The following is a 13,526-nucleotide window of genomic DNA, read 5'->3' as shown; positions in this document are numbered from 1 at the left end:
GGGGAAGACCTTGGAAAAAATCATCGTCCGCGGCGGTCAAAAGTTAAACGGCACAGTTAAAGTAGAAGGCGCAAAAAATGCCGTTTTACCAGTTATCGCTGCATCTTTGTTAGCAAGTACAGAAAAAAGCGTAATTTGTGATGTACCTACGCTCTCCGATGTATATACAATCAATGAAGTGTTACGTCATTTAGGAGCAGAAGTACATTTTGAAAATAACGAAGTATCAGTTGATGCATCTCATGCACTAGAAACTGAGGCTCCGTTTGAGTATGTCCGTAAAATGAGAGCATCCGTGCTTGTCATGGGACCACTTTTAGCAAGAACAGGTCATGCAAGAGTTGCATTACCTGGAGGCTGTGCAATTGGTTCAAGACCAATTGATCAGCATTTAAAAGGCTTTGAAGCGATGGGAGCTAAAATTCAAGTAGGTAATGGTTTCATCGAGGCTGAAGTAAAAGGCCGTTTAAAAGGTGCAAAAATCTATTTGGATTTCCCAAGTGTAGGGGCAACTGAAAACATCATCATGGCAGCAGCATTAGCAGAAGGAACAACAATTTTAGAAAACGTAGCAAAAGAACCTGAAATTGTTGATTTAGCAAACTACATCAATGCCATGGGCGGTAAGGTTCGCGGTGCTGGTACTGGTACAATCAAAATCGAAGGTGTGGAAACACTTCACGGTGCAAAACACAACATCATCCCTGACAGAATTGAAGCAGGTACTTTCATGGTGGCAGCAGCCATTACAGAAGGAAATGTTCTTGTAAAAGGCGCAGTGCCAGAGCACATGACATCACTTGTTGCAAAAATGGAAGAAATGGGTATTCAGATCATTGAAGAAGAAGAAGGTTTAAGAGTCATTGGACCATCTGAGCTCAAGCCAATCGATCTAAAAACAATGCCGCATCCTGGGTTCCCAACGGATATGCAATCTCAGATGATGGCGCTATTGCTTCGTGCGAACGGAACAAGCATGATCACAGAAACGGTGTTTGAAAACCGCTTTATGCATGCTGAAGAATTCCGCCGCATGAATGGCGATATTAAAATTGAGGGTCGCTCTGTCATTATCAATGGGCCGGTTCAACTTCAAGGTGCTGAAGTGGCAGCGACTGATTTAAGAGCAGGAGCAGCACTTGTACTTGCTGGATTAGTGGCAGAAGGTCATACACGTGTCACAGAGTTGAAGCATATTGACCGTGGTTATGTGAACTTCCACCAAAAGCTTGCAGCAATCGGTGCAGATATTGAAAGAGTAAACGATGAATCAGCAGATGTGACACAAGAACAAGTTGTATCAGATCTGAACGCGTAATCATAAAGAAATCAGTGTGTCCATTGGGCATGCTGATTTTTTTAGATTCATAGAATGCCTCATTTCACGAAGCTTATCATTAGTGTATCCAACCATCTTAAATTTTATTCATACAGACGAACAGTAAAATCCATTTGAAGAACAGCCTCATACCTCGATAAAAGACTTGTCCACTAAATGAAAGAAGCTGTCATATTAGCTTGTCCCTGCCCATAGGATAAAAGAGATTCAATGACAAATGGGGGCAGCCAAATATGAAACCAATGATATGGACAATCGCAGGAATATGCATCATCATTTTAATGATTCCAACATTACTTGTGTTGCCGACATTCCAAGGGAAGCCGGCGGCCAGCCAGCACGTAGCAGCGGAACCATCAGTTAAAAAAGAAGTGAAGGGTTCAGTCAAATTGAAGCAATCACCCGTCGCTATCCCCGTCTATCGCTCTGCTCATCAGCAGGTAGAAAACATCCCCTTAGAAGAGTATGTGATTGGTGTCGTAGCATCTGAAATGCCAGCTGATTTTGAAATGGAAGCACTCAAGGCACAGGCGCTCGCAGCAAGAACGTATATCGTCAGACAAATGATCAGTGATAAGACCGTCAAATCACCTAAGGGCTCGCTTGTAGATGATACCCAAATGTTCCAGGTGTACAAAAACAAACAGGAACTCAAGAAAATTTGGGGGAAAGCGTACAATTGGAAATTAAAAAAGGTCACGGAAGCTGTCGCCAGCACACAAGGAAAAGTGCTGACTTATGACGAGAAACCAATTGATGCTTCATTCTTTTCAACAAGTAACGGAAAAACGGAAAATGCCGAAGCCTATTGGAAAAACGAAATCCCTTATTTGAAAAGTGTCTCAAGTAAATGGGACGAAAAATCGCCAAAATTTCAAAACAAGAAAACCATCTCGGTAAGTGAATTTCAGCAAAAATTAGGTGTGACGCTCACTCAGCAGGCTCAGGTCGGACAGATAGTAGAACGGACACCAGGAAACCAAGTAGCGAAAGCCGTGATCAACGGTAAAACACTGTCAGGACGAGACATTCGAGAATCACTAGGCCTTCATTCAGCGGACTTCACATGGGAACGCCAGGGCCAGCAGATTGTCATTACAACAAAAGGATATGGTCATGGTGTAGGCATGAGTCAATATGGTGCGCATTATATGGCGCAGGCTGGCAAAAAAGTAGATGCCATCGTGAAACATTATTATAAAGGAATTCAAATCGAATCAGCCGATCGTTTTCTCAACACGTATATGGCTAAAAAATAAAGCAAAGGTGCCTCAGAAATGGGGCATTTTTTTGTGTGGTCAAAGAGGTTTGAACAGAATGTGACAAATTGCGACTTAAGACGCACCGAAGGAAAACTTAAACATTTATGTCCCGATAAGAACTGATGGCCGATACAAAGCCCCTCAAAAGGAGGAGAAATCGAGAGGATAAAGGGTCTGTTAGGTGAAAATATCTAGACATCTGACAGAATTTTAGTGATTTTGATGAAAGAGAAAAAGGGACCGAGTCCTATACCATTCCAAGACAGAATATTTTACGATTAAGATGTTTCAATTAAATACATAAGGAGGAAGGAAAATTATGTTGAAAAAAGTATTCTCACTCGTAACCTTAGCTGTATTGACATTATCTATGTCAATCTCTTCACCAGTATTTGCAGAAGCATCTACAGTCAAAAAACATAATAAAGATGTAAGAGTCACAATCTTACTTGATGCAAGTGGAAGTATGGCAAGAAAAGTTGAGGGAGAGCGCAAATTTGATCTCGCCAAACAAGAGGTATTTAAATTTGCTCAATCACTTCCAAAAGACGCTAAAATTCGTATGAGCTTGTTTGGTTCTGAAGGAAACAACAAAAATTCAGGTAAAGCTCAATCATGTGAAGTCATTAGAGGCGTTTACGGCGTACAGCCTTATGAAAAAGACAGCTTTGAAAATTCTTTAAACGGACTTGGACCAAATGGCTGGACACCAATTGCACGTGCACTTGAAAATGCAAAGCAAGCGGATGAGCAGCTTACTGAAGGAACAAAGCATATTGTGTACTTAATCACTGATGGTGAAGAAACTTGTGGCGGAGATCCAGTAAAAGTAGCAAAAGAATTGCATAACTCAAAAGGATCAACTGTTGTAAATGTGATCGGGTTAGACTTTAACGATGGCTATGAAGGTCAATTGAAGCAAGTAGCCAAAGCTGGTAAAGGCCATTACTACCAAGCAAGCACTGGTAAAGAAATGGGTTCTATCTTATCAGCAGAATCATTAAAACTACACGAATAACTTGCTGAACAAAAGGGAAACGATTGATTCATGCTTTCGTTTCTCTTTTTCTGTACAAAAGTAAAAAATGGAGGTTTTTATTGATGAAAAGAAATATCATATTAACCATTTTGGCTAGTCTTGTCCTGCTTCTTTCTTCACCAGCTCATGCTGTAACAAAACAAGAGCCGCCTGCTCATGTAGTGATATTACTCGATTTAAGCGGTAGCATGGCACAATCAGTTGAAGGTGAAAAGAAAATCGATATCGCCAAACGGTCTATTCAAAGCTTTGCGGGCATTTTATCAGAAGATACACAAGTTTTGCTTCGTGTGTTTGGTCATGAAGGAACCAATAAAAATGCAGGGAAAGCCGTTTCTTGTTCAAGTTCTGAAGCTGTTTACGGATTTGGATCATATGAGCCATCAACATTTCAGCAAGCACTAAATGTGTATAAGCCAACCGGCTGGACACCACTTGCAAAAGCATTAACTGATACGAAACAAGATTTTGAAGATCACCAGGCTGAAGGGAAAAATATTGTTTATGTTGTCAGTGATGGTGAAGAAACTTGTGGTGGAAGCCCTTCACAAGCAGCAAAGGAATTACATGAAGAAGGAATAGATACAATCGTCAATATCATTGGCTTCGACGTAAATGAAAAAGAAGCAAAAAGTTTAAAATCTGTTGCAAAAGCGGGTGGAGGACATTATCAACCGGCTGCAAATGCCGAAGAATTGAACCGCATTCTTCAACAAGAAGCGAGCGCTTTTGGTCAGTAGAGAGTGAATGGCAGCTGGGGAAACAACCCCAGCTGTTTTTAAGTTGACGATTAATTCAAGGTCGTTTCTAATTCATCAATTCGTTTCTCCACGTAATGCTGATCCTTTCTTGCATGGAAGGTTTCGGCTTTTTCTAATATGGCAGCCGTATTATACTCGGGAATCTGTGAGTAACTCTCATACACACCTTTAGGAATTAAAACGTTCCCTTCCGGCCAATAAACTGCGATATTGCCACGTCTTAACTCTCCGAATTGAGCCACTCCTTGATAGGATCCATATTGATTAAAGAGAACAACTGGATCACCTTCTTGGACATAAAGCTCTTTTGCATCTTCTTCATTCATCAGGATAGAATGACGTTTTCCACCATTAAAGGCATCCTTTTCACTGTAAATCATGGAGTTGAATTGCTTTCCTCTTCTTGTCGTGATATTGAAATGTCCTTCAGTTTTTCGATATTGAGGCAGCTGAGCAGGAAGCAGATGCCCCTTTCCGTCTGGTGTTGGACATACGCCATCTTCACAAAGCCAAGCGCCTCCCCATTGAAAAACGTCTCCCTTATGACGTAAATGCTGGATGCCATCATAGTTTCGATTGGCGATCGCTATCTCACGACGAATGTCTTCAGGTGTTTCAAAATGAATCAGCTCGGCATCTTCTGGCCGGACCCTTTTCGCAAGATCAACATAAATGTCCCATTCAGCTCTGGCTTCCTCAATACGAGGTCCTTCAATTTCTGGACTGAAATATACCATGCGTTCTGTACTGGTTGATGTGCCGCCGCCTGGTTGTTCATATCTTGTCATAGCAGGCAGCACAATTACCGCCTCTTCAGCGTCTACCAGCGTAGAGGTATTCAAAATGATATCTTGGTGGACACGGAGTTCAAGTTCAGATAATGCTTTTTCAATCGCTTCTGGGTTTGGCATCGTTTCTAAAAAGTTTCCACCACTCGTAAACAGCATTTTGAGTTTTTGTGGATGATCTTTTGGGAGAGCCATCTTCTCAAAGGATTGCCCAATGGTGTCACCATGCCATTTAGGAATGTCAAATCCCCATATATGTTCGATTCTTTCAATATTCTCTTCATCAAAATCACTACCCGGCAAAACGAATGGATCAGCGCCCATTTCACCGGAACCTTGGACGCCGCTATGTCCCCGAATTGGCATGACACCACAATGTTTTCTGCCAATGAATCCTCGCAGCATGGCAAGGTTGGCAACCTGTGATATATTATCAGTTGCAAAGCGGTGCTGAGTAAGGCCCATACTCCAAATAAAAACACCTGAATTAGCATTGGCAAGCAGTGTTGCAAAATCCTTCATTCTTTCTTTTGATAAACCTGATGATGCTTCTAGGTCCTCCCACTTCAACTGTGCGACATGCTGCTTTAAATCCTGTATGCCTGTTGTATGGTTTTGAATAAATTCGTGATCAAGAGCTGAATGGGGAGCATGCTGCTCCATGTCAAACCAATGCTTGATGACGCCGTTCATAAACGCAATATCTCCGCCTATATTGACTTGGTAAAAATCATCCGCAATTTTTGTCCCGAATAAAGCACTCTCTGGAATAGAAGGAACCCAGTACTTTTCCATGGCAGGCTCTTTATATGGATTGATGACGATAATTTTTGTCCCTTTCTTTTTAGCAGCGTACATATATTTAGTGGAAACAGGCTGATTGTTTGCTGCGACAGATCCCCAAAAAATTAATACATCCGTTCCAATCCAATCACTGTAATTACAGCTGGAAGCGCCGATGCCAAGGGACCGTTTAAGAGCGGTTTTACTTGGTGAATGGCAAATGCGAGAAGCATTATCAATATGATTCGTCCCTATAAATCGAGCTGCCTTTGCAGCGGTATAATAAACTTCATTTGTAATTCCTCTGGCGGTTAAATAGAAAGCAAGCTGCCGTTTATCAATTGATTGAATTTTAGCTGCGATTTGATCTAGTGCATTATCCCAAGAAATACGTGTAAAGGCATTGTCACCTTTTTTTCGGAGCAATGGATAAGGAATTCGCCCAAGCTTGCGAAGAGAGGTGCTGTCCATTTGCTTTAGCTGATGAATATCTTCAAACCATTTTGGATCAATAGCTGGCATTGTGTTAAGACGAAGTACATTTAGTCTTGTAGTGCATATATGGGGTCCTGTGAGCGTTTGATCATACAGTCCTGAGACGCCAAGGGCACAGCCGTCACAAACGCCCTGCGTTAAAATACGGTACGCGTAGGGAAGGTTATCTTTGTTCTCCCATGCCACTTTCATCGTATCTCGAATGTGTTTCGGTTTCACTTTGCCAAGCCCCATTGGTGCAAAAGAGGCCCATAGCTTTGGTGAGGGTTTTTTATTGAGTTTAACAGGCCCCTTATGTTTAGTTTTCCCCATGAGATCATCACCCTCCTATTACTTTGTAAAGCGTTTTCATATCTAAAAATTACCTTTAGATTGTGATTCTGTCAAATTCAAATTAAGGTCGGGCTGAGACAGAGGAAGCAGCAGGTGGGCTTGTTTCTCTCAGCTGCTGAATATCCTTCCGAATAAGAAGTGATATGATAAAAGCGATGAAAAATAAGCCAGAGAACACCATAAGACTCTGTGTGTAATTACCTGTTATATCTCGGATGAAGGATGAAAATAGGGGTCCTGCTAAACCCGCAGCGGCCCAAGCCGTCAGAATATAACCGTGTATGGCACCAAGTTGCTTTGTACCAAACAAATCCCCAATATAAGCTGGAATTGAAGCAAATCCTCCTCCATAGCACGTATAAATGATCGCCATGACGATTGAAAAGATGAGCGGTTCTTTTAAATAGGGGAGTAAAGGAAAAGCAATGAGCTGGATACTGAAAAAAATCGTGTACGTATTCGGTCTTCCTATATAATCTGAGAACGATGCCCAGCCAATTCGTCCTAACCCATTAAAAGCACCTAAAATGCCCACAAGAGTAGCTGCAGCACCTGCAGTGAACCCAACACTTTCTTGAGCAAGAGGTGACGCTACTGAAATAATAGCAATTCCGCATGTGATATTAATAAAAAGCATAAGCCACAAATAATAAAAACGTCTTGTCTTGATCGCTTCATTTGCAGTAAGCTGTGATAAATCTTGAGGAATTTTTCCTTGCTTTGTTTTGAATGCGTCAAATTGCTTGACGTCATCAGGTGTTGGTGGTGATAAATAAAGAGATGAGATCACCATGATGATAAAATAGGAGATTCCAAGAATATAAAAAGTATTTGCGATATTCACTTTTTCAATGAGAAATTGAATAATTGGGCTGCAAATAAGAGAAGCAAATCCAAACCCCATAATGGCTAAGCCGGTTGCAAGCCCTCTTCGATCCGGAAACCATTTGACTAGAGTTGATACAGGTGCAATATAGCCTACACCTAAACCTATTCCAGCAAGTACACCATAAAATAAATAGAGAAGGGGCAGTGAGGACATGTGGACAGCGAATCCTGATCCAGTCATTCCGATGCCGAAGAAAATAGCTGAGAAGAGCCCCGATGCCTTTGGACCATACCTTTCAACGAAATGTCCCATGAAAGCAGCAGATAAACCTAAAAATAAAATAGCAATACTGAAGGTGAGACTGATTTCTGTTAATGACCACTGAAAGGCTTCATGTAAAGGATTCGTAAAAACACTCCAAGCATAAACAGACCCAATAGATAAATGAATTCCTACAGCACTTGTTGCAATGAGCCAGCGATTTTTCGATTTGTTCATTTTGTTCCCCCCATATAAAGCAATCAAGAAGTTTGATAAGATAGAAATATGTTACATTTTCATGACTTTTTAAAATAATATCACAATTTGATTGGATCATATAACTAAATTTGCATTGAAAGGAAGATCATACAATGAATCCTTCTGTTAAAAAGAAACGAGTCATACACCAATACCGTGAAGGCCAGTTTACATGCAAATCTGATGAAATTGTAGAAGAATTTCCTTTAACTGTGATGGTGAATGGAGAAGAATTTGTGACACTTGTTTGTTCACCAGAGCACCTGAAAGAATTGGTTATCGGTTTTTTGGCTTCAGAAGGGGTCATTCGATTTGAAAATGAGATTAAAAGGTTTACAATAGATGAAAGTCTGGGTTTTGCCTATGTTGATTTAGTTCACTCAAGTGGATTTGATTCATCAGATTTTACAAAACGAGTGATTGGTTCATGCTGCGGGAAAGGAAGACACTTTTATTTTCTTCAAGATGTGAAGACGGCAAAAACAGCCATTGATCGAATTAGTATTTCTGCTGAAACCTGTATGCATCTCATGAAATGTTTGCAAGAAGAAAGTCAATTATTTCAACATACTGGCGGGGTGCATAATGCTGGACTGTGTGACACAGAGAAGCTATTCATCACTAGAACTGATATAGGAAGACATAATGCTTTAGATAAAATTTATGGATATTGTTTACTCCAGCGAATCCCACTTAGAGATAAAATTCTTGTGTTTAGCGGCCGGATATCGTCAGAAGTTCTATTGAAGGCAGCAAAACTAGGAGTCTCTATCGTCATTTCAAAATCGGCACCTACTGAGCTAGCGCTTCAAATGGCAGAAGAATTAAATATTACGACAGTTGGATTCGTCAGAGGGAAATCCTTTAATATTTACACTCATCCTCAGCGTATTACAGAATAGGAGGCAAAGTATGGACAGTATTTTAGATAAAAGACATCGACCATTGCGCGATTTAAGAATATCAGTAACTGATCGCTGTAACTTTAGATGTACGTACTGTATGCCTGCTGAAATTTTTGGACCAGATTATCCTTTCTTGAAAAAAGAAGAACTGCTTAGTTTCGAAGAAATTGAACGACTTGCTACCCTTTTTGTAAAGAATCTAGGTGTGGTAAAAATACGCATCACGGGCGGGGAACCTTTAATGCGGAAGGATCTGCCTGTCTTAATAGAAAAGCTCGCAAAAATTCCAGGGATTGAAGACATTGCGATGACAACCAATGGAACGCTTTTACCTTTATATGCTGATCAGTTAAAGAGAGCTGGTCTTAATAGAGTCACCATTAGTTTAGATTCATTAAATCCCGATCGTTTTAAGCAAATGAACGGAAGGCACATTTCTATCCAAAAAGTGTTTGATGGCATTGAGGCGGCAAAAAAGGCTGGACTTGCTATCAAGATTAATATGGTTGTTCAAAAAGGTGTGAATGATCAGGATGTCTTACCAATGGCGGCTTACTTTAAAAAAGAAGGGCACGTTCTCAGGTTTATCGAGTTTATGGATGTCGGTAATACGAATAAATGGAATCTAGAACATGTCATGACAAAGAATGAAATAATTGAATTAATTGATTCAACATATCCTATCAAACCAGAACCTCCTCAATATACAGGTGAAGTTGCCAACCGATTTTTTTACAAAGATGGTTCAGGTGAGATAGGCATTATTTCTTCCGTTTCAGATGCTTTTTGTGGAACATGTAACAGAGCAAGGCTATCTGCACGAGGGGAATTGTTTACATGTCTGTTTGCATCATCGGGTTTTGATCTGAAACGGATGATTCGTACGACAAAAGATAATGAAGAGTTAGCAAACTTGTTAAAGGAACTATGGTCGAATAGACTTGATCAATATTCAGCTGAGAGAGAGCAGAAAAAAGATCAGAAAAAGGTTGAAATGTCATACATCGGTGGATAATGACAACAAAGTATCATGATCAGGTATTTTTGAAAAGAAGGAAAAATGGCGTAATCATTGTTGAAAATCCTTTTTTGCGAACAGGTTATTTTATCTTATGAACTCATTCATTATAAAAAACCAGCAGAGATTCTGCTGGTTTTTAAATGCCTATTTTGAACTTCAAAAAGCATGAGATAAGACTTGAAAATAGATTTTTCATCGTTTTGTGCCGCTTTACTTTTCCGAGTGCTGTGATAAGATCAAATCATTCTTTACCAGCTCGATTTTTTCACCCCAGGGATATGACCCTTATAGGCAAGCTCACGAAAAGCAATCCTAGACATTTTGAATTTCCTTAAGTAACCTCTTGGACGGCCGGTTAATTCACAACGGTTTTTTAAGCGGGTAGGGGAAGAGTCTCTAGGTAATTTCCGTAAAGCTTCATAGTCACCTTTTTCTTTTAACTCTTTCCTTAATTCTGCATACTTCAATACAAGCTGCTGCCGTTTTTTTTCTTTAGCAATCTTAGATTTCTTTGCCAATTAAAACCCTCCTGGCCTAATTTTGTATTTTCCATTGAAAGGGGTCCTCAAATGTAGTCCAATCTTGATCAAATTCCTCAGGTGTGAGCAAGCATTGATCAAGAGTGCGAATAATTTCTGCTTTAGGCAAATCCACACCGATAAACACAAGTTTTGTATGACGATCACCAAACTCTGCGTCCCACTCATCTAGAAGCTCTGGTTCCTGATTTAATATCCGTGTTTTTTCTTGCTCAGACAGAGCAGCAATCCAGTATGCAATTGGTTCAATCGCAACAGATTTCCCAGCTTGTGAAATTAAAATGGTTAAATCATGATGTGTGGCAAGCCAAGTAAAACCTTTCGCACGAACGATCTGCTCAGGCATTTGATCTAACCAATTATTCAGCCTGCCTGTATGAAAAGGGAGTCTTCTTTCGTAAACAAAGGATGAAATTTGGTATTCTTCTGTTTCCGGCGTATGCTGAGCATGTCCTGCGTTGATCTCTTTGATCCATCCAGCAGAAGCACTTGATTTTTCAAAGTCAAATAAACCAGTATTCAATATGTCATCTGGCTGTACTTTACCTTGTGAGGTTCTGATGATAGATGCTTCTGGTTGTAGTTTGTTCAGCACATGCTCAAGTCGATCTAACTCTGAGGATGATACTAGATCACATTTATTGATAATGAGCACGTCACAAAATTCAATTTGATCAATGAGTAAATCTGAAATTTCTCGTTCGTCGTCATCGGAAACCGCTTCTTTACGATCTAATAAACTCTCTCCTGACTGGAAATCAGTCCAGAAGCGATTTGCATCTACTACTGTGACCATCGTATCTAGACGGCAAAAGCGGGTCAAATCTATGCCCATTTCTTCATCAATATAAGAAAACGTTTGAGCGACGGGAATAGGTTCACTAATTCCAGTTGATTCAATGACAATATAATTGATATTACCTGCCTTACAAAGGCGTTCTACTTCGATTAACAAGTCTTCTCTCAAAGTGCAGCAAATACAACCGTTAGATAATTCAACTAGTTTCTCATCTGATCGAGAAAGCTCACCGCCTTGTTTGACTAGTTCTGCATCAATATTAATTTCGCTCATGTCATTGACGATCACAGCCACTTTTAATCCTTTGCGATTTTGAAGAACATGATTTAATATCGTTGTTTTTCCTGCTCCTAAAAAGCCGCTTAATACTGTAACAGGTATACGCTTATTCATTTGTTTTTGTCCTTTTGAAAACGATCATTTTGTTTTCCGCCTCACTTAAAAAGTAATCATTACGATTTATAATCTAAAAAATTATTTTGTTTCTCTATGAAGGGTGTATTTCTTTAATCGAGGAGAATATTTTTTTAACTCCAATCGGTCGGGATTCGTTCTTTTATTTTTTGTTGTGATGTAGTTTCTGTCACCTGTTTCAGTACAGGCCAACGTAATTTTCACGCGCATAAGTTATAGGGTCCTCCTTTAATTCGTAATAGTTACGATTTGTATTTTAAAATGAATAAAACTGAATGTCAAGCATAGGAGGATAATCCAATCCAAATGATAAAAACAAAAGGGGTATCGAACGACCATTGATACCCCACTCCATTAATAAAAGTCACCGAGTTCTTGTTCGTAATCACCTTCATATTGCTGGACATCATAAGGAATTTCTTGGAGGAAGGCTAACCCGCCTAGTATAAGCATCAAAACAATGGCAATGAATGAAAGAATAACTGCGGCAATACTTGAAATGGCAAACAGTGTCTGCATTTTCATCATCTTAGCGTATTGTTCTAATAATTCTTCGTAAGAAGTATCAGGAGCCTGAATCAATTGTTCAGCTGCTTTTACAGATTTTTGTACATGGATTCCCATCATAATGAGGAAGACGCCAAGGGCTGCAGGAAGAACAAGCCAAAAACCAATAAGAATAGCCAGACCGCCTGAAATATAGAGAAAGATACTACCAACCTTTCCCCACTTTACGATTGAATGAAGAGATTGAATGATTTTCTCAGTTTGTTGCATTGGTGTTCACTCCTTTATGTATTCACTCTTTATCATACTTGAGTAAGTAGTGCTTTAGGAAGAGTGAATGTTGATTAATGAAAATGTTTCTATCTTCACTTCACTATTTATGGATAAATAAATTATTTTCAAATAAGAAAAAAGTAACATTTACTATTAAAATTATCGACAAATTATGTCATAAACAAGATTGATAGTAAAAAATAATTAGTAAATTTATCAAAATATGTTGTTAGTTGTCTTGTAATTGGTTATTATTGTGTTGTATTACCATAAAAATTGGAAGGTGGAATTCATATGTTAGATCGTTTCTTAAACAAAATGACCAATGTTCAACCTGCAGCTGCAAGATGTATTTTGCAAAAATTAGTCACTTCATGCAAATCAGCACCGACTTGTTTCCTTCAAGGTGTTGGAACTTTCCGTTACTACGTGGATCGTGACACAGGTGAGATTTGTACTAGTCAAGAACGCGTTAGATGTGGCTGCTAAATTTAAGGATCTTATTTAATAGGATGTGAACGCATGAGCATATCTTCAATTTCATTCTTAACAAATGCTATGCAGACGTCAAATAGGCGTCAAGCGGGTCAATCATCAAATTCTTTTTTAACCCAAGCGGCTCAAATTGTTCAAGGTGACCATTCTCCAGAAGAGAGAAAGGCATTATTTCAACAACTTACTTTAGTTCAGCAAGGTAAAGATTTGGAACTTCATGTTTCTAAATTAAAGGAACTAGAGAAAGAGGCTCAAAAAGAGACGTCTTCTTCGTCTGTTACTGTGAATCAGCATGGTGACCAAGTAGACATTTCAAATGAGGCACGGAGTGAGTTTGAACAAGCCGAGGAACAGGCTTCAGATGAAGCAAGTGAAGCTGCTGCAGGGGAAAAAGATCTAGATGTTCACTCAGATCCACAATAAAA

13 protein-coding genes are annotated in these 13,526 nt (G+C 39.5%); 7 read left to right on the top strand and 6 right to left on the bottom strand.

Annotated features, from left to right (window positions below; all coding sequences use genetic code 11):
- Positions 1-10: 10 nt before the first annotated feature.
- From murA to NSQ72_RS17095, 4 genes are all read left to right on the top strand, one after another.
- A complete protein-coding gene (gene murA / locus NSQ72_RS17110) occupies positions 11-1,318 on the top strand; it encodes a UDP-N-acetylglucosamine 1-carboxyvinyltransferase (RefSeq protein WP_024423722.1) in 1,308 nt (435 codons plus the stop codon).
- 254 nt (positions 1,319-1,572) lie between these two features.
- On the top strand, positions 1,573-2,598 hold the full coding sequence (gene spoIID, locus NSQ72_RS17105; protein ID WP_041087858.1) for a stage II sporulation protein D: 1,026 nt from the start codon (positions 1,573-1,575) through the stop codon (positions 2,596-2,598).
- A 322-nt stretch (positions 2,599-2,920) separates the two neighbouring features.
- Positions 2,921-3,619, top strand: coding sequence for a VWA domain-containing protein (locus tag NSQ72_RS17100; RefSeq protein WP_039182096.1), 699 nt, complete (start codon positions 2,921-2,923; stop codon positions 3,617-3,619).
- Between the two features lie 83 nt (positions 3,620-3,702).
- Positions 3,703-4,380, top strand: coding sequence for a VWA domain-containing protein (locus NSQ72_RS17095; RefSeq protein ID WP_059376383.1), 678 nt, complete (start codon positions 3,703-3,705; stop codon positions 4,378-4,380).
- A 50-nt stretch (positions 4,381-4,430) separates the two neighbouring features.
- Here NSQ72_RS17095 and NSQ72_RS17090 read toward each other — a convergent pair whose 3' ends face one another.
- Together NSQ72_RS17090 and NSQ72_RS17085 are read right to left on the bottom strand one after the other, a co-directional pair.
- Entirely contained in the window at positions 4,431-6,779 is a 2,349-nt protein-coding gene (locus tag NSQ72_RS17090) for an FdhF/YdeP family oxidoreductase (protein WP_341084750.1), read from the bottom strand.
- A gap of 82 nt (positions 6,780-6,861) precedes the next feature.
- Positions 6,862-8,127: an L-lactate MFS transporter gene (locus NSQ72_RS17085; protein ID WP_039182087.1), complete on the bottom strand. Its 1,266-nt coding sequence runs from the start codon at positions 8,125-8,127 to the stop codon at positions 6,862-6,864.
- 134 nt (positions 8,128-8,261) lie between these two features.
- Between NSQ72_RS17085 and fdhD the strand changes: the two genes are divergently transcribed.
- Together fdhD and moaA are read left to right on the top strand one after the other, a co-directional pair.
- Positions 8,262-9,050, top strand: coding sequence for a formate dehydrogenase accessory sulfurtransferase FdhD (gene fdhD, locus NSQ72_RS17080; RefSeq protein WP_064497921.1), 789 nt, complete (start codon positions 8,262-8,264; stop codon positions 9,048-9,050).
- A 10-nt stretch (positions 9,051-9,060) separates the two neighbouring features.
- Positions 9,061-10,068 carry a GTP 3',8-cyclase MoaA gene (moaA, locus tag NSQ72_RS17075; protein WP_341084745.1) on the top strand — a complete coding sequence of 336 codons (1,008 nt, stop codon included), beginning with the start codon at positions 9,061-9,063 and terminating at the stop codon, positions 10,066-10,068.
- A 254-nt stretch (positions 10,069-10,322) separates the two neighbouring features.
- Here the strand turns inward: moaA and rpsN are convergent, their stop codons facing one another.
- The 4 genes from rpsN to NSQ72_RS17055 form a co-directional block, all read right to left on the bottom strand.
- Positions 10,323-10,592: a 30S ribosomal protein S14 gene (rpsN, locus tag NSQ72_RS17070; RefSeq protein ID WP_025093900.1), complete on the bottom strand. Its 270-nt coding sequence runs from the start codon at positions 10,590-10,592 to the stop codon at positions 10,323-10,325.
- 16 nt (positions 10,593-10,608) lie between these two features.
- Positions 10,609-11,805, bottom strand: a complete 1,197-nt coding sequence (locus NSQ72_RS17065) for a GTP-binding protein (RefSeq protein WP_341084744.1) — start codon at positions 11,803-11,805, stop codon at positions 10,609-10,611.
- Positions 11,806-11,886: 81 nt separating this feature from the next.
- Positions 11,887-12,036, bottom strand: a complete 150-nt coding sequence (rpmG, locus tag NSQ72_RS17060; protein WP_003214771.1) for a 50S ribosomal protein L33 — start codon at positions 12,034-12,036, stop codon at positions 11,887-11,889.
- Between the two features lie 144 nt (positions 12,037-12,180).
- On the bottom strand, positions 12,181-12,603 hold the full coding sequence (locus NSQ72_RS17055; RefSeq protein ID WP_039182073.1) for a DUF5362 family protein: 423 nt from the start codon (positions 12,601-12,603) through the stop codon (positions 12,181-12,183).
- Positions 12,604-13,128: 525 nt separating this feature from the next.
- Here NSQ72_RS17055 and NSQ72_RS17050 point away from each other — a divergent pair.
- Positions 13,129-13,524 carry a hypothetical protein gene (locus NSQ72_RS17050; protein WP_212043458.1) on the top strand — a complete coding sequence of 132 codons (396 nt, stop codon included), beginning with the start codon at positions 13,129-13,131 and terminating at the stop codon, positions 13,522-13,524.
- The last annotated feature ends 2 nt before the right edge of the window (positions 13,525-13,526 follow it).

The organism is Bacillus sp. FSL R5-0659 (assembly GCF_038008785.1).
GTDB classification, from domain to species: Bacteria; Bacillota; Bacilli; order Bacillales; family Bacillaceae; genus Bacillus; species Bacillus safensis.
This window is presented reverse-complemented; position numbering and strand designations above follow the sequence as displayed.

What these genes read in the sequence shown, in the direction of transcription:
- fdhD (WP_064497921.1), top strand. Translation starts at nt 8,262, where the DNA reads ATGAATCCTTCTGTTAAAAAGAAACGAGTCATACACCAATACCGTGAA.
- NSQ72_RS17090 (WP_341084750.1), bottom strand. Translation starts at nt 6,779, where the DNA reads ATGGGGAAAACTAAACATAAGGGGCCTGTTAAACTCAATAAAAAACCC.
- NSQ72_RS17050 (WP_212043458.1), top strand. Translation starts at nt 13,129, where the DNA reads ATGAGCATATCTTCAATTTCATTCTTAACAAATGCTATGCAGACGTCA.
- rpmG (WP_003214771.1), bottom strand. Translation starts at nt 12,036, where the DNA reads ATGCGCGTGAAAATTACGTTGGCCTGTACTGAAACAGGTGACAGAAAC.
- NSQ72_RS17100 (WP_039182096.1), top strand. Translation starts at nt 2,921, where the DNA reads ATGTTGAAAAAAGTATTCTCACTCGTAACCTTAGCTGTATTGACATTA.
- spoIID (WP_041087858.1), top strand. Translation starts at nt 1,573, where the DNA reads ATGAAACCAATGATATGGACAATCGCAGGAATATGCATCATCATTTTA.
- moaA (WP_341084745.1), top strand. Translation starts at nt 9,061, where the DNA reads ATGGACAGTATTTTAGATAAAAGACATCGACCATTGCGCGATTTAAGA.
- NSQ72_RS17065 (WP_341084744.1), bottom strand. Translation starts at nt 11,805, where the DNA reads ATGAATAAGCGTATACCTGTTACAGTATTAAGCGGCTTTTTAGGAGCA.
- NSQ72_RS17085 (WP_039182087.1), bottom strand. Translation starts at nt 8,127, where the DNA reads ATGAACAAATCGAAAAATCGCTGGCTCATTGCAACAAGTGCTGTAGGA.
- NSQ72_RS17095 (WP_059376383.1), top strand. Translation starts at nt 3,703, where the DNA reads ATGAAAAGAAATATCATATTAACCATTTTGGCTAGTCTTGTCCTGCTT.
- NSQ72_RS17055 (WP_039182073.1), bottom strand. Translation starts at nt 12,603, where the DNA reads ATGCAACAAACTGAGAAAATCATTCAATCTCTTCATTCAATCGTAAAG.